The 21,981-nt window shown below is 58.8% G+C and carries 18 protein-coding genes; 5 read left to right on the forward strand and 13 right to left on the reverse strand.

From position 1 onward, the window contains the following. Positions 1-57 precede the first annotated feature (57 nt). The 3 genes from fsa to ACESWY_RS06965 all read right to left on the reverse strand — a co-directional run bounded on the left by fsa (position 58) and on the right by ACESWY_RS06965 (position 3,757). Positions 58-741, reverse strand: coding sequence for a fructose-6-phosphate aldolase (fsa, locus tag ACESWY_RS06955; RefSeq protein ID WP_006235616.1), 684 nt, complete (start codon positions 739-741; stop codon positions 58-60). 124 nt (positions 742-865) lie between these two features. Then, complete coding sequence (locus tag ACESWY_RS06960) at positions 866-2,140, reverse strand: class II D-tagatose-bisphosphate aldolase non-catalytic subunit (protein ID WP_195192740.1); 1,275 nt, start codon at positions 2,138-2,140, stop codon at positions 866-868. A 144-nt stretch (positions 2,141-2,284) separates the two neighbouring features. Next, positions 2,285-3,757, reverse strand: a complete 1,473-nt coding sequence (locus ACESWY_RS06965; RefSeq protein WP_070097550.1) for a PTS fructose transporter subunit IIC — start codon at positions 3,755-3,757, stop codon at positions 2,285-2,287. Positions 3,758-4,172: 415 nt separating this feature from the next. Between ACESWY_RS06965 and ACESWY_RS06970 the strand changes: the two genes are divergently transcribed. Next, entirely contained in the window at positions 4,173-5,183 is a 1,011-nt protein-coding gene (locus tag ACESWY_RS06970; RefSeq protein WP_040359542.1) for a LacI family DNA-binding transcriptional regulator, read from the forward strand. A gap of 119 nt (positions 5,184-5,302) precedes the next feature. Further along, entirely contained in the window at positions 5,303-6,286 is a 984-nt protein-coding gene (locus ACESWY_RS06975) for a DNA/RNA non-specific endonuclease (protein WP_373093525.1), read from the forward strand. A 129-nt stretch (positions 6,287-6,415) separates the two neighbouring features. Here the strand turns inward: ACESWY_RS06975 and ACESWY_RS06980 are convergent, their stop codons facing one another. From ACESWY_RS06980 to ACESWY_RS06995, 4 genes are all read right to left on the reverse strand, one after another. Then, positions 6,416-8,491, reverse strand: coding sequence for an elongation factor G (locus ACESWY_RS06980; RefSeq protein ID WP_373093527.1), 2,076 nt, complete (start codon positions 8,489-8,491; stop codon positions 6,416-6,418). Positions 8,492-8,801: 310 nt separating this feature from the next. Next, positions 8,802-9,566 carry an amino acid ABC transporter ATP-binding protein gene (locus ACESWY_RS06985; protein WP_161115409.1) on the reverse strand — a complete coding sequence of 255 codons (765 nt, stop codon included), beginning with the start codon at positions 9,564-9,566 and terminating at the stop codon, positions 8,802-8,804. Next, positions 9,559-10,212: an amino acid ABC transporter permease gene (locus ACESWY_RS06990; RefSeq protein ID WP_006235606.1), complete on the reverse strand. Its 654-nt coding sequence runs from the start codon at positions 10,210-10,212 to the stop codon at positions 9,559-9,561. Before ACESWY_RS06990 ends, ACESWY_RS06985 begins: the two co-directional genes overlap by 8 nt. Continuing rightward, positions 10,212-11,072, reverse strand: a complete 861-nt coding sequence (locus tag ACESWY_RS06995; protein ID WP_373093529.1) for a transporter substrate-binding domain-containing protein — start codon at positions 11,070-11,072, stop codon at positions 10,212-10,214. Before ACESWY_RS06995 ends, ACESWY_RS06990 begins: the two co-directional genes overlap by 1 nt. Positions 11,073-11,416: 344 nt before the next feature. On the opposite strand from ACESWY_RS06995, the gene rlmD reads away from it, so the two are divergent. After that, positions 11,417-12,865 carry a 23S rRNA (uracil(1939)-C(5))-methyltransferase RlmD gene (gene rlmD, locus ACESWY_RS07000; RefSeq protein WP_373093531.1) on the forward strand — a complete coding sequence of 483 codons (1,449 nt, stop codon included), beginning with the start codon at positions 11,417-11,419 and terminating at the stop codon, positions 12,863-12,865. Between the two features lie 78 nt (positions 12,866-12,943). Here the strand turns inward: rlmD and ACESWY_RS07005 are convergent, their stop codons facing one another. From ACESWY_RS07005 to tilS, 5 genes are all read right to left on the reverse strand, one after another. Beyond that, positions 12,944-13,765, reverse strand: coding sequence for a phosphatase (locus tag ACESWY_RS07005; RefSeq protein WP_373093533.1), 822 nt, complete (start codon positions 13,763-13,765; stop codon positions 12,944-12,946). Positions 13,766-13,930: 165 nt separating this feature from the next. Then, on the reverse strand, positions 13,931-15,115 hold the full coding sequence (locus ACESWY_RS07010; RefSeq protein ID WP_373093535.1) for a pyridoxal phosphate-dependent aminotransferase: 1,185 nt from the start codon (positions 15,113-15,115) through the stop codon (positions 13,931-13,933). 189 nt (positions 15,116-15,304) lie between these two features. After that, the gene (gene ftsH, locus ACESWY_RS07015; protein ID WP_373093536.1) at positions 15,305-17,380 is read right to left on the reverse strand and encodes an ATP-dependent zinc metalloprotease FtsH; all 2,076 of its coding nucleotides are present in this window, start codon (positions 17,378-17,380) and stop codon (positions 15,305-15,307) included. A 61-nt stretch (positions 17,381-17,441) separates the two neighbouring features. Further along, positions 17,442-17,990, reverse strand: coding sequence for a hypoxanthine phosphoribosyltransferase (hpt, locus tag ACESWY_RS07020; RefSeq protein ID WP_006235600.1), 549 nt, complete (start codon positions 17,988-17,990; stop codon positions 17,442-17,444). A 148-nt stretch (positions 17,991-18,138) separates the two neighbouring features. Beyond that, a complete protein-coding gene (gene tilS, locus ACESWY_RS07025; protein ID WP_373093539.1) occupies positions 18,139-19,677 on the reverse strand; it encodes a tRNA lysidine(34) synthetase TilS in 1,539 nt (512 codons plus the stop codon). 48 nt (positions 19,678-19,725) lie between these two features. Between tilS and ACESWY_RS07030 the strand changes: the two genes are divergently transcribed. Next, positions 19,726-20,535, forward strand: coding sequence for an MBL fold metallo-hydrolase (locus tag ACESWY_RS07030; RefSeq protein WP_055310181.1), 810 nt, complete (start codon positions 19,726-19,728; stop codon positions 20,533-20,535). A gap of 82 nt (positions 20,536-20,617) precedes the next feature. Here ACESWY_RS07030 and ACESWY_RS07035 read toward each other — a convergent pair whose 3' ends face one another. Then, positions 20,618-21,049, reverse strand: a complete 432-nt coding sequence (locus ACESWY_RS07035; RefSeq protein WP_055310182.1) for an Hsp20/alpha crystallin family protein — start codon at positions 21,047-21,049, stop codon at positions 20,618-20,620. A 277-nt stretch (positions 21,050-21,326) separates the two neighbouring features. On the opposite strand from ACESWY_RS07035, the gene ACESWY_RS07040 reads away from it, so the two are divergent. Then, the gene (locus tag ACESWY_RS07040) at positions 21,327-21,794 is read left to right on the forward strand and encodes a hypothetical protein (protein WP_195503802.1); all 468 of its coding nucleotides are present in this window, start codon (positions 21,327-21,329) and stop codon (positions 21,792-21,794) included. Positions 21,795-21,981 lie beyond the last annotated feature (187 nt).

Genomic DNA, 21,981 nt, shown 5'->3' on the forward strand with positions numbered 1-21,981 from the left:
TCCTCTCTTGAGAACAACCCCGGCACCGGATGACGCGATGCCGGGGCAATCCACTCGTTAAGCCTGAGCGACGACCTTCTGCCAATCAGCCTCAAAAGAGGCAAGGCCCTGGTCGGTCAGCGGGTGATGCAAGCATTTCTTAAGAGCGGCCATGGGGACGGTCGCAATGTCGGCACCAAGCAGCGCCGCCTGGGTCACATGGTTGGGCGTGCGGACCGAAGCGGTGATGATCTCAACGGTGTCGTCGACGTTCTTGCCGGTCCAGTCATAGTTCTTGATGCAAGTCACAACATTGTCGAGCTGCGAGATACCGTCCTCGGCGATGTCATCGAAGCGCCCCACAAACGGGCTGATGTAGCGAGCGCCGGCGTTGGCGGCCATCAAGGCCTGGGTCGGCGAGAAAACAAGCGTCATGTTGACGCGCACACCTGCGTCGGCCAGGGCGCGGCAGGCGGCAAGGCCGGCCTCGCACACGGGAAGCTTAACCACGATGTTGGGAGCGAGGGCGGCAAGACGCTTGCCCTCCTCGATCATGCCCTCGGCAGTAGTCGCGGTGGACTCGGCAGACACGGGCAGACCCTCGCAGAGCTCGGCAATCTTGAGCATATGGGGCTCAAAGTCGGCAAGCTTGCCGCCGGTCTTGGCGTACAGGGACGGGTTGGTGGTAACACCGGCCAGGCAGCCCCAGCTCTTGGCCTCGGCAATCTCGTCCAGATTGGCGGTATCGATAAAGAACTTCATGGTGAACCCCTTCAAAGGAAGCTAAAACTCAAAAGAATGGGACAAAGGGACTGCCCCTTTGTCCCATGTGCCGGGCCTGCAGCTGGGACATGCCCCAGGCCCGGCGTCGCGTAGGAAAAGCTACTTACTCGGCAAGAGCGGCCTCGATGCGGGTCGTGACGCCCTTGAGGTTAAGACCGACGACGTACTGCTTGATCGGGCGCTTGATGTGCTCGATCACAAAGCGCTTGCCGTCGATGTCCTGGGCAGCGAGGTTGCGATAGAGCTTCTCGACCTGCTCCTTGACCTCGGGATCGTTGAACGCATAGTGGCCGGAGACATCCAGGATCTTCAGGCTGAGCTCATCGTCGGCAAGGATGTCATCGACCTGCAGGTTGACGTCGTCGCCAGTCATCCACTTGCGCCAGCGCTCGGTCTTGATAGCCTTGACCAGCAGCGTGTGATACAGGTCGGAGGGGTCATCGCACAGACCGTTGTCGACCAGGATCTGCTCGGTGGCGCAGAGCTTGAGGTAGGCGCGGGTCTCCTCGGTGCCATACTGCGGAGCGACGTTGGAGGCGGTCACGTGTGCCGGGATGTGCTCGAGCAGCGTCGCGTCGTCCAGATAGTCGGCGTTGTGCTCCTTCAGGCCCACGCCATAGCGCTTGGCCATATCGGCAAGCTCGCGGGCGTTCTTGAAGTTGTAGTGACCGACCTGCTCCGTCCAGCGGGTAAGGGTGCCGGTCTGGCCGACGATAAAGGTGGGCATGGGGCAGCCGCGCTTCTCGAGCTCGGGCTGCAGCTGAGAAATGAACTCCTCGTACTTATCGGTAGAGGTCAAGCCGCCATTGGTCTCCTCGGTACCGACCTCATAGGCGACCTCGGGCAGGTTATGCTCGCGACGGTACTGCTCAAGGTAGTCGATAAGATCGATCGTGCGGCGAAGCACCACGTCGAGCGGAATAACCTTGCCGATCTGATAGGGATCCTTGGTGGGGTCGACCATCAGCAGGTCAAAGCCTGCCTCCATGTCGGCGACGAAGGACTTGCGGGCGAGCTCCATGGCCTCGTCCTCGGGCAGGTGGGCGTTACGCTCCTCGTCGCGCTGCCACGGACCGCCGTGATCTCGGCACAGGTAGTACGGACCGGTGTAACCCACCTCGTCGGCGACCTTCTTGATGTCGGCGGCAAAGCGCGTCTGGTCCCAACCGTTGACGTAGCCGGCGCCCATCTCGTCCATATCGACCTGGTTGCGGCTGGCGATAAACATGGGCGGGAAATCCTCGTCCTTGGCAAGCTCGAACACGGCCTGAATCAGGTTGGGGCTCATGGGGCCAATGCCGACCATGGTTGCGTGATCGCCGCTATCCTGCAGTTTGAGCATGCCCTGAACGGCCTGGCGGATGGTGAGGTTGGACATTTTGTTCTCCTTCTCCAGAGGATTTTTGACAAAAGTTCCCTGGGACCCAGATGTGGGCCCTATCAGTACGGATGGATTTTGTTGTGTAGGGGCGGTTGTGCGGAGTCAAATCCATCCCTCCGCACAACCGGAGTCCTTAAAGGTTTACTTGGCCTGCTTGTCGAGCGTGGGCTTCATGGCAATCAGGATTGCAGCGGCGACCACGGCGCCAATCACGATGTCCAGGCAGAACAGCGCGACGTTGTTGGTGGCAAGGGCGACGATAAAGCCACCGTGCGGGACGTAGCAGTCGATACCCTGGAAGGCGGCGAGCGCCGCGCCCACGGCAGAGCCGATGCAGATGCCGGGCAGGGTGTGGCCAAGGTCCTTGACCGCGAAGGGGATAGCGCCCTCGGTAATGCCGATGCAGCCCATGAACAGTGCGGAGATACCCATCTGGCGATCGGCGTCATCGAACTTGTTCTTGGCGATGAGCGCAGCAAGGCCGCAGGCAATCGGGGGAATGGCGACGGCGACGCGGAACATGCCGTTGGGGCCATAGATGCCGGAGGCCATGATGGCCATGGTGAAGGTCGAGGCGGTCTTGTTGATGGGGCCACCCATATCGAAGGCGGTCATAACGCCAATGACCAGACCCAGGACAACTGCGGAACCGCCCTGCAGGCTGCCGAGCACGCCGGTGAGCCAGTCCATCACAAAGCCAAGCGGCGTGGCCAGGATGTAGATATAGGCCATGCCCAGGACAAGCGAGGTCAGAATCGGGATGATCAGGATGGGCATGATGGTCTGGATGGTGTTGTTGACCTTCCAGGTCTTCATCCAGCGGACAAAGTAGCCGCAGATGACCGCCATGATCATGGCGCCCAAGAAGCCGGTCGAAACGCTGTTGCCGTTAGGGGTAACGACTGCGTTGTTGACCAGGTAGCCCAGGACAAAACCGGGGGCGAGCGCGGGCTTGCCGGCCATCGAGTAGGAGATGTATGCCGCAAGCACCGGGATCATCATGGAGATGCCGGCCATGCCGATGGTGTTAAGGCTCACCATCAGCGGGTTCGTAACCTCCATGCCGTTGGCGCCGGCGGTACCGGATGCCAGCGAGAAGGCAAGAAACACGCCGCCGATAACGACGATGGGGATAAAATAGGAAACGCCGGTATTGAATGCATTGAGCAGCGTCTTGCCAGGATCGGCAAAGATAGACTGCTTGGACGCCGGTGTCGGGGCCTGCGGGGCAGCGGAGACGGCCTTCTTCTCTGCCTTGGCCTCGGCCTTGGGCGCGTCAACGGCGCCACCCGTCGCCTTGATGATCTCAATGGCCTGGTCGATGATCTTTACCGGATCGGCGATTACATCCGAGGTGCCGACCTTCAGGAACTTGCCCTCGGCCATCTTCTGCTCAAAACGGTCCTCGTTCTCGACACCCACGTCGACGGACTCCAGGACCAGGTCGGCGGAGTCCACGTCTTCCTGCGTGAGCTCATTCTCGATACCCAGGCCACCCTGAGCCTCGACCTTGCACTCGATGCCACGGGCGGCGCATTCATCCTGAATCGCCTTCTGGGCCATATACGTGTGGGCGATACCCACAGTACAGGCGGCAACGCCTACGATCTTCATTGCTTCCCTCTTTTCATAGAGTTGCGTGCGCAAGACACCGTTTGCGGAGGCCTCCGGAGCATCCCCTGCCGTTTGGACTTGCTGTCTTTTCGACAAGAACAATATAGGTGCTCGTTTTTCTTAATGCCAGCTTATTTCGGTAAACGCGCAGGTCAGAGCGTTGGTTATGCGATTTAGTTATGCGTTTAACCAAAAATGAATCCTGCGATTTTGCCCTCGATTTCAAAAGTCAAGAAGTATTTGATTTTCTCGGTAGACGGCAGATGCGCATGCCGGTCACAAATTTCGACCCCACCCGTATGCCGCATTTGTTGCATACTCATATGAAAGGAAAAAGCCGCTCACCGAAGCGTATCCTTCACCAAGACTCAAAGTCATCATGTTGGAAAATGCTCATCTGTCGGAAGGAGTCGCTGTGGCAAAACAGCGCGTTACGATCGCAGACGTCGCTCGAGAGGCGGGAACCTCGACGGCAAGCGTCTCGTATTACCTCAACGACAAACGAGAAAAGCTTAGCGAGAAGACGCAGAACAAAATCGCGCGCGTCATTAAGGAACTCGGATACGTTCCCAACGCCCAAGCGCAGACGCTCACCGGCAAGCAAACCCACGTCATTGCCATCATCATTTTGGATAACACCAACAAATGGGCGGGGCTCGTTCTCAATGGCATGGAGCAGGTCATGCTCCCCGCGGGCTACCAGACGGTCGTTTGCACGAGCAACTTTAACCCCGAGACCGAGCTCATGTACGTCGACAAGATGCTCTCGCTGGGCGTCGATGGCTTTATCATCCAGCCCACGGCAAACTTCAAAGCCGTGCATGACCGCATTAGACGCGCCGGCAAGCCGGTCGTCTTTTTCGATGCGGCCATCTATAGCCCAGGTACCAGCTGGATCAAAACCAACCTTTACGACGGCGTGTACAACGCCACACAGGCACTCCTCGACGCCGGCTACGAAGATTTCTTTTCCATTGCCGCCAACATGACCGAAATGCGCACCCGCATGGAGCGTTTTCAGGGGTATGCCGAGGCGCTGGCAGCGAACGGGCAGCTCTACAAAGCGATTCCCATCGATCACAACAAGCCGTCAATCAACGAGCTCACCGAATACTTTAAATTCAAGTTCAATCCCGCCAAGCGAACCCTTATCTTCGTGCAAAATCAGTGGGCACTTCCCCGTGTCTACAAGGCCCTCCAGCCAATGGCCCATCTGCTTCCGCAGCAAATCGGCCTTTTGGGACTCAACTGCGAAGACTGGACTAATCTCACCACACCGACCGTCTCCACCATCATCGAGCCCGTCGACCAAGAAGGTCGCGAAGCAGCCGAGATGCTGCTCGCCCTACTTGACGGAAGCAGCGAACCCGGCGAGCAGCGCATTCTCGAGTGCAAGCTCAACTGGCTCGACTCCACCTCGATCTAGACCGCGGGACAAATGAATCAGTAGCGTTTGTCTCAAATCTTAAGTATTTGTTCGACAGAACGGCCCCTGCCGGCTCCTGCTAGACTGGTAGATTCCCAACCGTCCATCCAGGAGCCTCAATGTCGCGCAAGTCCGCCTACAAGCAAGCACTTTCCATCGGCACTGCCATGGTGCTGGGGTTTGCGCTGTTCACAGGGTCGCTCGACGGAGCGCCCAAGTTGTTGTCGCCGCAAAGCGATGAGCAGGCGGCAGCTCTGGCCGAGAAGCAAAACGAGAGTCCCAGCCGCACCGACGACGAGGCGGACTTGGTCGCCCGGCTCGAATCGGGAACAGCGAGCTCCCCGGACTCTCAAAATAGCCAAGACTCTGGCGATGGCTCTGAATCCGTCGCAACCGACGCCGGTGACGCTGCCTCCGCGGAAAGCGCCGCCACCCCCATCAACGAAGTCGAAAACCCTGACCTCAACCGCGCCCGCGGTGTTTATCTCAGCAGCATTCCCGACTACGCCGGCAACCCCTACGTTGCCCTTCGCGCCGACAGCACGCACCCGTTGGGCATGCCGTCGTTCACGCTCGATGAATACGATCGCGCCACCGAAGAGGGCTGCTTTAAGAAATTCTCCAAGCTCGATAGCCTGGGCCGCACCCGCAAGGCACTCGCCTGCGTTGGCCCCGAATCGCTCGGCCAGGGCAAGCGCGGCGATATCTCGCGCATCCACCCTGCCGGTTGGCATCAGCAGCGCTACGACTTTATTCCAGGCCAGAGCCTCTACAACCGCTGCCACCTCATCGCCTGGTCGCTCTGCGGCGAAAACGCCAACCGCAAAAATCTCCTCACCGGCACGCGCTATCTCAACGAGACGGGCATGCTGCCGTTTGAAGAGCAGATTCTCGGCTACATCCGCGACACGGGCAACCATGTGCTCTACCGCGTCACGCCCATGTATAACGAAGAGGAACTTGTCTGCCGTGGCGTGCGCCTTGAGGCGCAATCGGTCGAGGACCACGGCAAGACCCTCTGCTTCCACGTATATTGCTACAACCTGCAGCCGCACGTGCAGATCGACTACGCCACCGGTCGCAACCAGGCATCCGGAGACTAGTGCCGACCGCGCCACCCGTAACCCAAAGATGATCTGTTTTCCTCCGTCCCCCAGGGATCAAAAAGGGCCGCCCTGGGTTACCCAGAGCGGTCCTTGCATCGGCATATATGTTGCAGGCAAAATCACACGCTACTTGGCGCGACCCTCCTCATAGCGCTCGACCAGCTTGGCCTGAACGTCATAGGGAACCTGCTCGTAGCCAGCGGGCTTCATGGTAAAGTCACCTGTGCCGCGCGTGATAGAGCGCAGGCGCGTCGAGTAATCCGTCAACTCGGCGAGAGGTGCCTGAGCGACGACCACGGTGTCGCCGCGCTCATCGGTCTCCATGCCCGTCACGCGACCGCGCGAGGCCGAGATGTCGCCCATCACGGCGCCGGCGTAGCTCTCGGGGATAGTCACCGTAATTTCCTCGATGGGCTCCAGCACCACTGGGTCGGCATCGGCACATGCCTTGCGCAGGCCGATGCGAGCCGCCGCGCGAAACGCCATCTCGTTGGAGTCGACGCTGTGATACGAGCCGTCGTACACAGCCACGCGAATGCCCGTGAGCGGGTAGCCGGCAATGATGCCGTCCTTCATGGTCTCCTGGACGCCCTTGTCCACGGCGGGAATCAGCGAGCGCGGAATGCGGCCGCCTACGACCTCATCCACAAACTCGTAGCCGTCGCTCGTGCCGTCGGGCCCAATAAGCGGCTCCACGCGCAGCCAGCAGTCGCCGTACTGACCGGCACCACCGGTCTGCTTCTTGTGGCGGCCCTGGGCGCTCGCCGTGCGGCGGATGGTCTCGCGATACGGAATGCGGATCGGCACGCTCTTGGCCACGACCTTGGTACGGTCCTCCAAACGGTTGAGCAGCACCGAAACCTGCGCCTCACCCACGGCGGAGATAATGGTCTGGCCGGTCTCCTCGTCACGATCGATGCTCATGGTCGGATCGGCCTTGCAGGCCTTCTCGATAAACGTGTAGAGCTTCTCTTCGTCCCCGCGATTCTCGGCCTCGATGGCAATGCGGTACTGCGAGTTGGGGAACTTAAACGCCGCAGCCTCGACCTTGCCGGTAATCGAGAGCGTATCGCCCGTCTCGGCCGCCAGCTTGGGTGCCACGATAATGTCGCCGGCATAGGCGTGACCGACCTCGGTCATGTCGCGGCCGCACATCACATACAGGTGAGCCAGACGGTCGCCCTTGCGCGTGCGCGCGTTGACCAGCTCAAGGCCCGGCTCAAGCGTACCCGTCAGCACCTTAATAAAGCTGATGCGACCCTGCTGCGGATCGGCCAGGGTCTTAAACACAAACGCCACCGGACGATCATCGTCGCTTGAAATCTTGAGCGAATCGCCGTCGATAAGCGGCATCTCGCCGTAGTCGGTCGGCGCCGGGAAGTATGTGGCGATGTCGTCCATCAGCGAGTTGACGCCCTGCTCCTTAATGCAATCGCCCGCAAAGACCGGCACAAAGATGCGCTCGGCGATCGCCTTCGACAGCAGGCCTTCAAGCTCCTCCTGCGTCAGCGTCTCCTCGCCTTCCAAGTACTTCATCATCAGTTCGTCGTCAGCCTCGGCCACCAGCTCGCACAGATGGTCATGGGCTTCCTCGGCCTGGGCACGATACTCCTCGGGAATCTCCGACTCAACGGCTTCGGTGCCGTTGCAATGGCGCGCCTTCATGCGCACCAGGTCGATGATGCCGTCAAAGTCCTCGCCCTCGCCCCAGGGAAGGGTCACGGCGCCCAGGCGCGTGCCAAAGCGCTCTTGCAGCAGGTCCATCGTGGTCGCAAAGCTGGCCTCGGAGCGCGACAGGCGGTTTACGAACACCGCACGCGCCAGGCGCAGGTCCTCGGCGGCATACCAGAGCTTAACCGTCGTAGGCTGCGGGCCGGCCTCGGCGTCGACCACAAACAGAGCCGTCTCGCAGACGCTCATCGCGGCAAAGGCATCGCCGATAAAATCGGGGTAGCACGGGGCATCGAGCACATTGATGCGCGCGCCCTTCCAGTCGATCGGCGCGATGGTCGTCGAGATGGAGAATGAACGCTTGACCTCTTCGGGGTCATAGTCGAGCGTGGGCTTGGTGCCGTCGTGGCCGCCCAGGCGGGCGGTCTTGCCGGAAAGGTGGAGCATGGCCTCGGCGAGCGAAGTCTTGCCCACCCCGCCTTGGCCTACGAGCACCACGTTCCTTACGTTGCCGGTCTTGGGAGCACCCATGATGACCTCCTTGCAGGGTCGCGCGCGATGCGCGACGCCAACGGGGAGAGTTCGCGGTCGATGCCGTCCCGGGAGCAGCACGGTCGGCAGCCGAGCCGACTCACCCTCCAAATGTCCTATGCCACCACCCTACCCTTGCAGTCGCCTGTCCATGCAGACCTTTCGGCACGCGTATGAATACGGGCGGCGAGAGGAGGAGGCGAGCATGCGAGGCGATTATTGAACCCCGCCGATGCAAATAAAATGCCGCCGCAGGCCGTAAGACCTGCGGCGGCTTCACCTCAATTAATAGTTGAGTAAATAGCTGAGCCTACCCCTCGATACGGCTCAAGAACTCACGGGTACGCTGCTCGCGCGGATGATCGATAACCTGCTCGGCCGGACCCTCCTCGACAATGCGGCCGCCATCCATAAAGACCACGCGATCGGCAACATCGCGCGCAAACTGCATCGCATGGGTCACGATCACCATCGTCATATTCTGCGCCGCCAGGTCTTTAATGACACGCAGCACCTCGGCCGTTAGCTCGGGATCGAGCGCCGAGGTCGGCTCGTCAAAGAATAAGATTTCCGGATCGAGCGCCAGAGCGCGGGCGATACTCACACGCTGTTGCTGACCGCCCGAAAGCTCACACGGCACCTTGTTCTCGTTGCCCGTCAGCCCCATTTGTGCAATCAGCTCGTGAGCGCGGGCTTCCGCCTGCTCGCGCGGACGCTTAAGCACGCGAATCGGCGCATCGGTGATGTTTTTCATCACCGTATAGTGCGGGAACAGGTTGTAATTTTGGAACACCAGGCCGAATCGCGAGCGCGCCTGCTTGGGCACATCGCCCTTCGCATAGACCGCGCCCGAACCCTCATCCGTCGCAACGGCAAGGTCGCCAAACGAGAGCGAGCCTCCGTCGAGTGTCTCGAGCAGCGTGGCACACCGCAGCAGCGTGGACTTGCCGCCACCCGAAGGCCCGATAATCGCCACGACCTCGCCACGCTTCACCTCAAGCGAGATATCCTTGAGCACCTCATTGCCGCCAAACGCCTTACGCGCGTTCGATATATTCATTACCGAATTAATCATGGTAGTAATCCAATTTTTTCTCGGCGGCGCCCAGCAGCATCTCGACGACGAAATTAAAGACCCAGTAAATCAGCGCCGCGATCGCAAACGGCACCATGCTCACCTGCGAGGCGACCAGCGCCTTGGCCGTCGAGAACATCTCACCCACGCCAATGGCAAACGCCAGCGACGTGTCCTTGACCAGCGTGATGATCTCGTTGCCCATCGCCGGCAGAATACGCTTGGCGACCTGCGGCATCACGATATACAGAAACGTCTGCACGCGCGAATAGCCCAGCACCTCGGCAGCCTCGTATTGACCGCGCGGAATGGACTGCAAGCCCGAGCGATAGATCTCGGCAAAGTAACCGGCGTAGTTGATGATGAACGCCACGACGCACGCCGTCCACTTGGAATCGGGCGTGAGCGAAATGCCAAACACGTAGTACGGGGCAAAGTAGATGGCAAACATCTGCAGCATGAGCGGCGTACCGCGCATGACCGAAATGTAGATGCGCGCAATCCAGCGAAGCGGCGCGATTTTGCTCATGCGCATAAACGCCACGGGGATTCCCAGCGGAATCGACCCCAGCAGTGTCAGCACAAACAACTGCAAACTGACCAAGAATCCCTGGCCAAGCATCTGCATCATGACCTGAATAGACATTACTTGAGCACCCAATTATCGAAAGATAGACCATAGCTTGAATACTTGTCGCAGAGATCCTTAACCGTACCGTCATCGTAGAGTGCCTTGAGCGACTCGGTCACGGCGTCGGCCGACTTGGTGTCGCCCTTCTTAAAGCCGACGGCGTAGTGCTCGCTGGACAGCGGCTCATCAAGCTGCGTATAAGCATCGGGCTTGGCGGCAAGCTGATACTGGGCAATCGAAAGGTCGCAAGCCACGGCATCGACCGCGCCGCTCTCGAGCTGCATAAACGCCGTGTTGTACTCACCGATGGTGTCGAGCGTGGCAAACGTCGCTGCCAGATCCTTCTGGTCACCCTCAAGCACGTCCTGCGCAGCGGAATCAGTCTGGGTAATCACAGTCTTGCCGGCAAGATCGTCCCAGCCCTTGATGCCCGCATCCTTCTTGACCACCAGCACCTGCTCGTTGAGCATGTACGGCTCGGAGAACGTGTAGTCGTCCTCACGGCCCTCCATGGTAAAGCCGTTCCAGATGCAGTTGATGGCGCCCGAGTTAAGCAGCGTGTCCTTGGCATCCCAATCGATGGCCTCGTATTTGACCTCCCAGCCCTGCTTATCGGCAACAGCCTTGGCAAGATCGAGATCAAAGCCGGTGTACTCGCCATCGTCGCCCACAAAGCCGTACGGAGGATAGGACTTATCAAAGCCCACCACGAGCTTCTTGGACTCCGCAGCGCCCTTCACATCCTTGGCCGCGGCAGAGCCAGCAGCGGAGCCCTTGCCGGCACCACCGCCGCAACCGACAAGACCAAGGCCAAGCACCGTGGCGAGCGAGCCGGCTAGACCAACAAACTGACGACGAGACATATCGGCATTCATTGTATTCCCCCTTGATGGCACTTTAGTTAAGTAAAGTGAGTCATGTAACGTTCAGAATCATACACTTTAGCGTGATAGAGCACAAGGCGAGTTTGCCCGTCGCGTGAGGGGTGTGGGGGTTAAGTTTCCTGCTCTACAGTCCTGCGCAAGACGGAAAGCACATTAAGTGCTTTCCTTTGCGTGCGGAACTCGCGATAAACTTAATTACGCGCCGCTCCCCGCCCACGCCGGGCAAACATCGTTGGACTTATCACTGACATGAAATAGGCGCTTGTATATCGTCCGCTAGCTTGGCACGGTACAATGCTTTCAGATTTCAATTTGTAAATTAGTGGGGTTAATTCATGGCAGAATCTCGTGCGGAGCGTAAGGCTCGTCGTGCTTTGATCGAGGCGGCTGAGGGGTCAGAGGAGAAAAAATCTTCTAAGAAATCCAAGTCGTCTCAGGACGCGAAGGGTAAGTCGGCCAAGGGCAAGGCTAAGGCCAAGCGTCCCAGCTCTCGTCGGAACGAAGATAAGGCATCTCAGACTCGCTCCAAGCACTCGCATAAAGATCGGGTTTCGTCTGCGCGTAAGGCTGTGGACCCCAAGTCCCCCTGTTCCATCATGAAAGCTTGCGGTGGGTGTACGGCGCTCAATCGTCCTTATAAGAAGCAGCTCGCCGCCAAGCAGGCCGCCATGGAGGAGCTTTTTGCTGCTCTTTGCGAGCGCGAGGGTATTAGCGTCGACCCCATTCGCGGTATGGGAGTCACCCTGGGCGACCCGGGCAAATATCCTGCGCCGCGTGGCTTTCGTCATAAGGCTGCCACTCCCTTTGCTCCCGGTAAGGAGGGCGCCGTCCGTTGCGGTTTCTTTGAGCGCGGCACACACAAGATCGTTGCCGTACCCGAATGCCCCGTCGAGGCACCGGGCGCCCGTCAGATTCTCAACGGCATCGCACGCGAAGCTGAGCGGCTGCATATTCCCGCCTTTAATGAGGACAAGCATCTTGGTTTGCTTCGCTATGCCGTCGTCCGCTGCGGTTGGCGTACCGACCAGGTCATGGTCACGCTCGTGACCGCTCAGCGCGACTTGCCGCATGCGCAGGAGTTCTTTGAGGCTGTCGCCGCACTCGATCCGCACATCGTCACCGTCGCCCAAAACATCAACGGACGCCCCGGCAACGCCATCCTCGGCGAGGAAACCCGCATCGTGTATGGCGCCGAATGCATGCGCGACCAGCTGCTCGGCTGCGAATTCGACATCTCCCCCACCGCGTTTTATCAGACCAACCCGCAACAGACCGAGCTGCTCTATCAGCTCGCTATCGACGGCATGGATTTGCACCAGGGCGATGTGCTCATGGATGCCTACTGTGGCAGCGGTACCATCGGTCTTTGCGCAGTTAAAGATGCCCAGAAAAAGGGCATCGGCATTATGCTGCTCGGCGTGGAGCGCAACCCGGCGGGCATTGCCGACGCACGTCGCAATGCCGAGCTCAACGGCCTCACCCGCAGCGCCTGGTTTATGGCCGACGACGCCACCGATTGCATCCTGGATGCCGCCGATAACAACGAGCGGGTCGATGTCCTTTCCATCGATCCGCCGCGCGCCGGCTCTACCCCCGAGTTCCTCGAAGCTGCCTGCGCGCTTAAGCCGCGCCGCATCACCTATATCAGCTGCAACCCCGTAACTCAAGAGCGCGACCTGCATCAGCTCCTCGACGGAGGCTATTGCCTGCTCAAGATCACGCCCGTCGACATGTTCCCTCACACCGACCACACCGAAACCGTAGCGGTCCTCGAACGCCGCTAACCAACCTCAGTAGATTTTTGGGACAAGAAAGGGGGCGACCCGTCTGGGCCGCCCCCCTCGCTTGGTTTATAAACTCCGCTACATCCCCTTGCGCAGGTCGCACACGCCGGCTGCCGCCATCTCGCGCAGCAGCGTCTCGCGATCGCGCGTCACGATCAGATCCAACGGGAAGTGAATCTCGTCGAGCATCTTGCGAGCGTAATCGAACTTACCAATTGCCATGCCAATGTGCGCATCGGTCGAAACGCCAATGCCCACGCCCAGCTCAGCGCAACGCTCGGCGATCTTGCGGCATACAGCCCAATGCTCAGTGTCGACACCGTGTTCAAGACTATGGTTGTTGATCTCGATAATCTTGTGCTTGGCCTTAGCCGCCAACAGCACCTCGTCGATATCGAACGGCACGCCCGAACGCCCCGTGTGACCCAGCATGAACACCTTGGGGTGCTCCAGGGCATTGATATACATCTCGGTCGCCTGGGCCAGCGTCGCGCCCTTAGCAATCTGCGGATTATGCACGCTTGCAACCAAATAATCCAAATTACGCGTAACCAAATCGAACAGCGAATGCTGACGGCTGTACGAATCGCCGGCGATATCGAGCGTGACAGGAGTGTCCTCGCCAAACAGGCTTCCGTCCAGCGAAACGATATCGGCCTCGGCGCCACGCAGCACCAGCACGCCGCTCCAAATGCGCGGCCAGATATCCTGGTTGATAAAGAATTGGTAACTGCGCAGGTCATTGGGACAAGCCGTAACCATAGAGCTCAGATGGTCGGCAGATCCGAGCACCTGCAGGCCACGCTCTGCCGCCCAGTACACATTCTCCTCAATGGTCGAATATGCATGCGCAGAGAACATCGTATGGGTATGAATGTCACAAGAAAGCAGGTAGGGCATCAGGTCTCCTTATCTGGCACGGCCGTCGCTTATATTCATTGTACGCATAGCCTTCGATAGTCGTAAAACCACTCCATCCCAAAGACACAACGTCCATGACAACGGGGTCCGGCTTAACACCAAACCCCGTTTCACGTAAAACATTGTAGGCAGAGCGCTTTACTTTTAACGATACTCGTCCGCCAACTGTTTCCAAGCGGGTAGCGAATTGACAATCGTTTCGTAACTCACGCAATAGCCCAGGCGGAACCAACCCGGCATACCAAAGCTGTCCGAGGGAACCGCAAGCAACTCATACTTCTTTGCGCGCTCGCAAAACGCATTCGCATCGGGCTCGAGTGCCTTCACCCACAGGTAGAAAGCACCGTCCGGCTCAACATAGGTATAGCCGTAGTCCGCCAAGGCATCGGTGAGCGCCGTGCGGTTGCGAGCATAGGCCTCGACATCACTCGGCTCATCGATGCAATCGATGATTACGCGCTGGAAGAGTGCCGGTGCGCATACAAAACCTAGCGTACGGGCAGCACCCGCAACAGCCGGCATCAGACGGGCAGCCTGCGGATTGGTGTTGGGAACCAAGATCCACCCCACGCGCTCGCCCGGCAGCGACAGCGACTTGGAATACGAGTAGCACACGATGGTGTGCTCGTAGATCGAGGGCACCCAAGGCACCTCGGCACCGTACACAATCTCGCGGTACGGCTCATCCGAGATGAGCATAATCGGATTCTCGGGATCGCGCTGAGCGTTGGCCTCGCGCAGAACATTGGCCAGTCGCGTCAGCGTGTCGCATGTATATACGGCACCGGTCGGATTGTTGGGAGAGTCAATGATGACGGCCGCCGTCTTATCGCTGATCGCCTTGAGCACGTTGTCCACGCTCAGCTGGAACGTATCTTCATCGGCGAGCGCCTCAACACACGTACAGCCGGCCTTCTCAATCCAAACGCGATACTCCGGAAAGTACGGGGCGATAACAATAACCTCGTCACCCGGATTCGTAACGGCGTTGAGCGTGCAGGTGAGCGAAGCCGCGGCACCCACCGTCATAAATACGTCTTTGCCCTCATAGCTCGTGCCAAAGCGGCGGTTGAGCGATTCGGCCACAGCGGCACGACATTGCGGCAGGCCCGGTGCGGGCGTGTAGCCGTGCAGCTGGTCGCTCGGCAGCTCCAGGGCCTTCTTAATGGACTCCGCCACAGCAGCGGGTGCCGGAACGCTCGGATTGCCCAGCGAAAAATCGAATACGTTTTCCGCACCGATCTGCGCCTTGCGCTCAAGGCCATAGCTAAAAATCTCACGGATGATGGAGCTTTCCGCACCGCGAGTATACATAGTTTCGTTGATCATCTGTTCCCCTTTCGCATAGGCGCTATTGTACGCTTTAGCCGAGCAAAGTGCCGCAGCAATGTTGATTGGGGACAGACTTAAATGCGTGAAAACGCTCATTTAAGTCTGTCCCCAATCAACAGACGGCCCCATATCGCTCAAAAGAAAAAGCCTCCGCAGGTTTCCCCGCGGAGGCTTTCGCCACAAAGACTATTTGTCGGCGTCGGTGTCGGCATCGACGACGGCATGGTCATCGTCAGCATCATCGGATGCGGCTTCGGCATCCTCCTGCATGGCCGCCTGCGCAAAGGCCGCGGCATCAGCCGCCAGCTCCTCCTCGCTCATTCGAGGCACGCGCTTCTTGGTCGGCATGCCGGCCGCCTTGGCATTGCGCTCCTCCTTGGCCGCCAGGATATCGCCCTCGCGCTCAAGGTAGGCATTCCACTCGTTGTCGAGCAGGGCGTTCACGGCGTCGCCCTCGACGGTCTCGCGCTCAAGCAGCACCTTCGCCATCAGATCGAGCTGATCGCGACGGGCGTCCAGAATCTCGACCGCACGACGATGGGCCTCACGCATAATGCGCTGGACCTCGATATCGATGCGGCGCGCCGTCTCCTCGGAGTAATCCTGGTGATCGGCGTAATCGCGACCAAGGAACACCTGATGTTGCGCCTCGCCAAACACTTGCGTGCCCAGCTCCTCGCTCATGCCCAGGCGCGTGACCATCTCGCGCGCCATCTTGGTTGCGCGCTCCAGATCGTTGCTCGCGCCCGACGTGATGTCATCGCACATGAGCTCCTCGGCAACGCGACCGCCCAAGAACACGGCGAGCTCGTCGAGCATCTCGTTCTTGGTCTTGAGGAAGTGGTCCTCCTGCGGAAGCTGCAGCGTGTAGCCCAGCGCCTGGCCGCGGCTGACGATCGAGATCTTGTGGACCGGATCGGAGTGCTCCAGGATGTGACCCACCAGGGCGTGACCGCTCTCGTGGTAGGCAATCGTGGTGCGCTCGGCCTCGGTCATCACGCGACCCTTGCGCTGCGGTCCGGCAATCACGCGCTCCATCGATTCCTCGACCTCGTCCATCGAGATCACGGAACGATGGCGGCGGGCAGCCAACAGCGCAGACTCGTTGAGCAGATTTGCCAGATCGGCACCAGTGAAGCCAACGGTCATCTGGGCGAGCTTCTCAAACTTAACGTCCTCGTCCATCGGCTTGTTCTCGGCATGCACGCGCAAGATCTGCTCGCGGCCCTTCACATCCGGACGGTCGACCGTAACCTGACGGTCAAAACGACCGGGACGCAGCAGCGCCGGATCCAGAATGTCGGGGCGGTTGGTGGCGGCGATCAGGATGACCGACTCGCTTTCCTCAAAGCCGTCCATCTCGACCAGCAGCTGGTTGAGCGTCTGCTCGCGCTCGTCGTGACCGCCGCCCAAGCCAGCTCCGCGCTGACGTCCCACGGCATCGATCTCATCGATGAAGATGATCGACGGGGCCTGGGACTTGGCCTCCTTAAAGAGGTCACGCACACGGCTGGCGCCGACACCTACGAACATCTCGACAAAGTCGGAACCCGAGATGCTAAAGAACGGCACGCCCGCCTCGCCGGCAACGGCCTTGGCCAGCAGCGTTTTACCGGTGCCCGGAGGGCCAACCAGCAACACGCCACGCGGGATCTTGGCGCCCAGCTTGCGATAGCGATCCGGATCGCTCAAAAAGTCACGGATCTCCTCGAGCTCCTCGACTGCCTCGTCCACTCCGGCAACGTCTTCAAACTTGACCTTGGGGCGTGTGGCCTCGTTGGTCTTGGCGTTGGTCTTGCCAAACTGCATGTTCCTGTTGTTGGCGCCCATCATCTGGCGCATAAAGTAGAACATGATGGCGATAAGGGCGATCGTCGGAAGCACACTCATCGCCAAGTCGCCCCAAAAATCGGGATCGTTGGTGTTGACGATGTACTTGGTATCGGGGTGCTCCGCCATGAGCTCGGCAAGCGAATCGGAGCCGACATAGGTCGAAGAGAAGCTCTTGAGCTCGCTCGTATCGCCCTTGTCCTTTTTTGTCTTCCAGTAATGACCCGTCACGCTTCCGTCTTGAACCGTATAGGTCAGATCTTCGACGCAATCCTGCTTGATGGCGCTGACCATCTCGCTCGTCGCGAGCTTAACGGTATTGCTGGAGCTGGCAAAGCCGGAACCCATATTAAAGAAGGCATAGCCCAGAAGCGCGCAAGCCAAAAGAAAATACAGCCAGCCCGTACGCGTGGGCTTCTTGCCTCCGGGCATCCCCGGGATCTTAGGCTCCCGGGGAGTCTGGGAATTGTTATCGTTATGGTCGTCGGGCATCTTACGAATAAACCTCCGGTTTCAAAATGCCCAGATACGGAAGGTTACGATAGCGCTCGGCATAGTCGAGGCCGTAGCCCACCACAAAGGCATCGGGGCAATGGGTTCCAACATACTTGGGCGTGATGGCCGAGGTGCGGTCCTCAACGTCCTTCCACAGGAAGGCAGCGACCTCCAGCGAAGCGGGCTTGCGGCTCTCGAGGTTCTTCATCAGGTACTTGAGGGTCAGGCCCGAGTCCAGAATGTCCTCGACGATCAGCACGTCGCGACCACGGATGTCGATATCCAGATCCTTAATGATACGCACGATGCCCGAAGACTTCACACCGTCGCCATAGCTCGAAACAGCCATGAAATCGATGTTGGTCGGTAGCTCAATCTTGCGCATCAGGTCGCCCATAAAGACAACGGCACCGCGCAGAACCGCGATCAGCACCAGATCCTTACCCGCGTAGTCGCGAGTGATCTCCTCGCCCAGGCGAGAAACGATGCCGTCGATATCCTCCTGCGTAAACAGAACCTTCTCGATATCCGGATGTTGAGAAGCCATGACAACCCTTTCTTGTGCTTAATCGCCCACACACCGCCGTATGGACGCGAACTACACATTCTAGCAGCGCACGGGGTATATTTTCCAGCCCGCGCACCATCAGCGCGGGAATACCGTCAACGCCGCACAGAATAGCTGGCGTAGGACGCTATTCCGCATCGACCACACGAAGCAGATATGCCACGCGCGTTGCGGCCGTGCACTTAAAACGCTCGTCCGCGCGAACTCCGGCGACCCACACCACGGCACCTCCCGGCGCCGTCCTCACCATGGGCACGCCGGCGCGCTCGGAAACGGGAATGCGAGCCTCGCCTAGCAAGTCGGATACTTTCTTGCTTCGGCCACTCATCCCTAACGGGCACATCACGTCTCCCGGTGCGGGACCGTCCACCCACAGGCGCGCCAATCGCGCCTCGACAGGGATCTTGCCACGCGAGCCCGCCAGGATCCGCTCACTATCGCTGTCGGCAAAACCCAGGGCAGCCGCGTCTACCAAAGCTGTCACTTCCCCGGCAGCCGCAAGCTCACGGGCGCGACGCACGATATCGCATCCCGGCTCAACGGCCATCGGTTCTGTGACCAGCATACGTCCCCCGCCCAACGGCAAACGACCGGGTACGGTAACCCAGTCCGCGACCAGGCCCTCGCGAGCCGCCGGCGCCTTAAACGCCAGCATGCCAAACTCAATGCGTGCGTCAATCCCCGCCGGAAGCGTGACCGAGCCGGCGCCCTCGGCAACGCAGGAAAGGACTCGCTCCACATGTCGCATCTCTGGACGAGCGTCCGGATCGATGCGCTTAATCGCCAGTCGCACGATGCGCCGCGCGATTACCACCTCGGCCGCAGCAAGGCGTCTGGCATCGAGCACTAGCGCGCCCGCCGCCTCCTTGCGCAGGCAGCTTCGAAACGCCTGCGCCGACAGCTGGGATAGAAACGCGTCTTCGTCACCCAAGATCTCACAGGCGGCGCCAATCGTCTTGCACACGCTCGCATTACGCTGTGCCACCACTGGCATTACCCGATGGCGCACGTAGTTTCGCAGATACGAGATATCCTCATTGCTCTCGTCTTCACGCCACGGCTGACCATGTACCTGTAGATAGCCCACAAGCTCGCCATGAGTTAGGTCGAGCAAGGGACGCACCACGATATTCCTCCGGCGAGGAATGCTCGATAGACCAGCGGGCCCCGAACCCTTAATCGCGTTCATCAAAAACGTTTCCGCGCGATCCGAAGACGTGTGCGCGGTGCAGATACGAGCCGCCGTTCGCGGCGCCCCCGTCTGGGCGCAGAGTTCGCGAACATACCTCCGCGCCGCGGCATAGCGCACCTCGCGGGCCGCGGCCTCAATATTGCCCGACTCCCCATCAAAATAAGCGTGCTCCACGCACAGCGGTAAACCATATTTCGCGCAGAGCTCACGCACAAAGGCCTCGTCGCCATCGGACGCCTTGCCGCGCAGATGATGGTTTACATGCAGCACATGCAGGCGCTCGCGAGCAATGGGTGCAACACCGCGCCCGTCTTGGATATCCAGCTTTGATGTGCACGCCATAAGAAGCAGTGCCGTCGAGTCCGCGCCGCCTGATACCATGAGCACGACAGGAGCAGCCTGCTGCCTCGTTCGGGTCTCATCGACTGCCCCGGGCACGGCATGGTGTCCGTAATGCTGTGATACCGTAGGCATTTGCTTCCTCCTCTATTCGTCCGCACCCATTGTATCCTTTGGAATCTTATGTCTCGTCTGCACCTTCATATCCTTGGCAGCGGCTCAAAAGGCAACTGCGCGCTCATCGAAGGCCCCCGGGGGCTCATCATGATTGACGACGGTCTTTCTCGCCGCGAGACATTAAAGCGCATGGCAGAACTGGGACTCTCGGCAGACAACGTCTCGGCTCTTCTCATTACTCATGAGCATAGCGATCACATCAAGGGTCTCGATGTCTGGTGCAAGCACTGGCACGGTCCCCTCTTTGCCAGTAGGGGCACACTTTCGAGCAAAGAAAATCTTTCGCATCTGCCTGTCGAGGAATTCGACCCCGGTGACACCCTATCCATTGCCGGCATCCACGCGCAAACCTACTCAACATCACACGATGTCATAAATCCAATCGGCTTTCGATTCGACGCCCTCGATGATTCCATCGGCTTTGCTACCGACACCGGAGAGCTATCGAGCCAAGCCATGAACACCCTCAAAGATTGTCGAGTCCTCGCGCTCGAAAGCAACCACGATGTGACCATGCTGCGCGAGGGAGAATATCCCCGCTTTCTTCAGGAGCGCATCCTGTCTGCAAGGGGACACCTCTCCAACGGCCAAGCCGCCGAAGCCGCGCGCGAACTTGTTACCGATCGCACCGAACAGCTCATTGCCATGCATATCAGCCAAGACAACAATCGTCCGAGCCTTACCGTCAAAAGCTATGCCAAAGCTCTAGCCGCAACCCTGGATGACGAGCTCGGCAGCTCCGCCACCCTTCTCCAAGGATCGCGAAAACTCTCGATACGCCCCGCAAGCCAGTATCGGCCAGCAACCATTCAATAGACTGTCCTAAACAGCAAAAGGGGCCGGGAATCGCTTCCCAGCCCCTTTTGTTGTCTTTTAATAGCGAAGAACACCAACGAAGTTATTCGATGGAGATCTTCGTAACGTTCTTCTTCTCGACGATCTTGGGAACCGTAACGGTCAGGATGCCGTCAGCGTACTTAGCCGAGAGGCCCTCGCTCGAAGCGTCCTTAAGATACACGCCACGCGTCGCGCTGTACGAGCTGAACTCCTTCTGCAGGAAGTTCTTGCCCTCGTTCTCCTCGTCTTCCTCGACATTCACGCTAATGGACAGACGGCCCTCGTTAAGCTCGACATCGATATCGTCCTTGGCGACGCCGGTCAGATAAGCCTTGACCTCATAGCCATCGCCCTTATCCTCAACGTCAACGGGGAACGCCTTAGAGGCAATCGAGCTGTTCGCTAGGTCGCTCATATCATCAAACAGATCGAACAGCGAGCTTGCAGAGGGACGAACGCCAAAAACCGAACGATAAGGAACCATGCTTGCCATGTTTACCACTCCTTTATAGGACTGCCGAGTCATCTTCCAGGTGACTGGGACTTCTTTTGACGCTCTTATATATGCCCACCCAGTGCTCATATATACATCGACTATAAAGTTTTTTGAGTCCAGTACTATAAGCATATCTAAGTGCGTATGACTCAGGTTTTAGGAAGGTTAAGGTTCTTTGAACCAGAGCTTAAATACCGAGTATGTCCCCAGCTACAAATAACAAGGGGCTTACAATGAGCGCGTACACGTTGTTGGTAACGAGCTAAAGGGCATCATGGACGACCAAAACCAGAACAATATGTTTATGCCGACGCAGGGGGAAGATACTTCCACGCAGCCGCCACGGTTCCATCGCCCCCACATCTCGCAAGAGCCCATTAATGATCCGGAGCCCGAGTATGTGACGAGAAATCGATATCAAACGCTCGAGGATGCCCAAACGGGACGTAAACATATGGGCGTCGCCTCGGGAGACCCTGTATATCTGAAAGACGCACCATTATCTAAAAACAGCGCAGCTAGTGATGAGCCGATGAAAGCATCCGCCGCTCATCAACAAAGAGGTCCTCGACCAAAGCAAACCTTGACGCATTCGGCTCGCTATCTCGAAACGCCAAAACAGGGAAAATCAATCTTCGTTTCATCAAGTAAACGACGCAAGCAGCATCGACTGACAATCCTGCTTTTAATCATTGCAGCCATAGCAGTCGCCCTTGTTATTCGTTTTATTTTCTTTAAATAAAAGCTCAATACCAAAAAGAATTAAATCGTCTGGCGTAAATGAGTCATTTATGCCCGGTAAACGCAAAAAGGGGGAGGCCGCGAGGCCTCCCCCTTCTCAGTTCAAGCGTACGGCTCGGTGCCGTCCACCGGTCAGCGGCGCCCTGGCCTCCCACGGGCTGACCCCGCAGTACTCTCGGCGCGATGGG

This window comes from Collinsella aerofaciens ATCC 25986 (genome assembly GCF_964237925.1).
GTDB classification, from domain to species: domain Bacteria; phylum Actinomycetota; class Coriobacteriia; order Coriobacteriales; family Coriobacteriaceae; genus Collinsella; species Collinsella aerofaciens_BJ.

What these genes read in the sequence shown, in the direction of transcription:
- ACESWY_RS06990 (WP_006235606.1), bottom strand. Translation starts at nt 10,212, where the DNA reads ATGTCTATTCAGGTCATGATGCAGATGCTTGGCCAGGGATTCTTGGTC.
- ACESWY_RS07010 (WP_373093535.1), bottom strand. Translation starts at nt 15,115, where the DNA reads ATGATCAACGAAACTATGTATACTCGCGGTGCGGAAAGCTCCATCATC.
- ACESWY_RS06965 (WP_070097550.1), bottom strand. Translation starts at nt 3,757, where the DNA reads ATGAAGATCGTAGGCGTTGCCGCCTGTACTGTGGGTATCGCCCACACG.
- ACESWY_RS06975 (WP_373093525.1), top strand. Translation starts at nt 5,303, where the DNA reads ATGTCGCGCAAGTCCGCCTACAAGCAAGCACTTTCCATCGGCACTGCC.
- fsa (WP_006235616.1), bottom strand. Translation starts at nt 741, where the DNA reads ATGAAGTTCTTTATCGATACCGCCAATCTGGACGAGATTGCCGAGGCC.
- ACESWY_RS07040 (WP_195503802.1), top strand. Translation starts at nt 21,327, where the DNA reads ATGGACGACCAAAACCAGAACAATATGTTTATGCCGACGCAGGGGGAA.
- tilS (WP_373093539.1), bottom strand. Translation starts at nt 19,677, where the DNA reads ATGCCTACGGTATCACAGCATTACGGACACCATGCCGTGCCCGGGGCA.
- ftsH (WP_373093536.1), bottom strand. Translation starts at nt 17,380, where the DNA reads ATGCCCGGAGGCAAGAAGCCCACGCGTACGGGCTGGCTGTATTTTCTT.
- hpt (WP_006235600.1), bottom strand. Translation starts at nt 17,990, where the DNA reads ATGGCTTCTCAACATCCGGATATCGAGAAGGTTCTGTTTACGCAGGAG.
- ACESWY_RS07005 (WP_373093533.1), bottom strand. Translation starts at nt 13,765, where the DNA reads ATGCCCTACCTGCTTTCTTGTGACATTCATACCCATACGATGTTCTCT.
- ACESWY_RS07030 (WP_055310181.1), top strand. Translation starts at nt 19,726, where the DNA reads ATGTCTCGTCTGCACCTTCATATCCTTGGCAGCGGCTCAAAAGGCAAC.
- ACESWY_RS06960 (WP_195192740.1), bottom strand. Translation starts at nt 2,140, where the DNA reads ATGTCCAACCTCACCATCCGCCAGGCCGTTCAGGGCATGCTCAAACTG.
- ACESWY_RS06980 (WP_373093527.1), bottom strand. Translation starts at nt 8,491, where the DNA reads ATGGGTGCTCCCAAGACCGGCAACGTAAGGAACGTGGTGCTCGTAGGC.
- ACESWY_RS07035 (WP_055310182.1), bottom strand. Translation starts at nt 21,049, where the DNA reads ATGGCAAGCATGGTTCCTTATCGTTCGGTTTTTGGCGTTCGTCCCTCT.
- ACESWY_RS06985 (WP_161115409.1), bottom strand. Translation starts at nt 9,566, where the DNA reads ATGATTAATTCGGTAATGAATATATCGAACGCGCGTAAGGCGTTTGGC.
- ACESWY_RS06995 (WP_373093529.1), bottom strand. Translation starts at nt 11,072, where the DNA reads ATGAATGCCGATATGTCTCGTCGTCAGTTTGTTGGTCTAGCCGGCTCG.
- rlmD (WP_373093531.1), top strand. Translation starts at nt 11,417, where the DNA reads ATGGCAGAATCTCGTGCGGAGCGTAAGGCTCGTCGTGCTTTGATCGAG.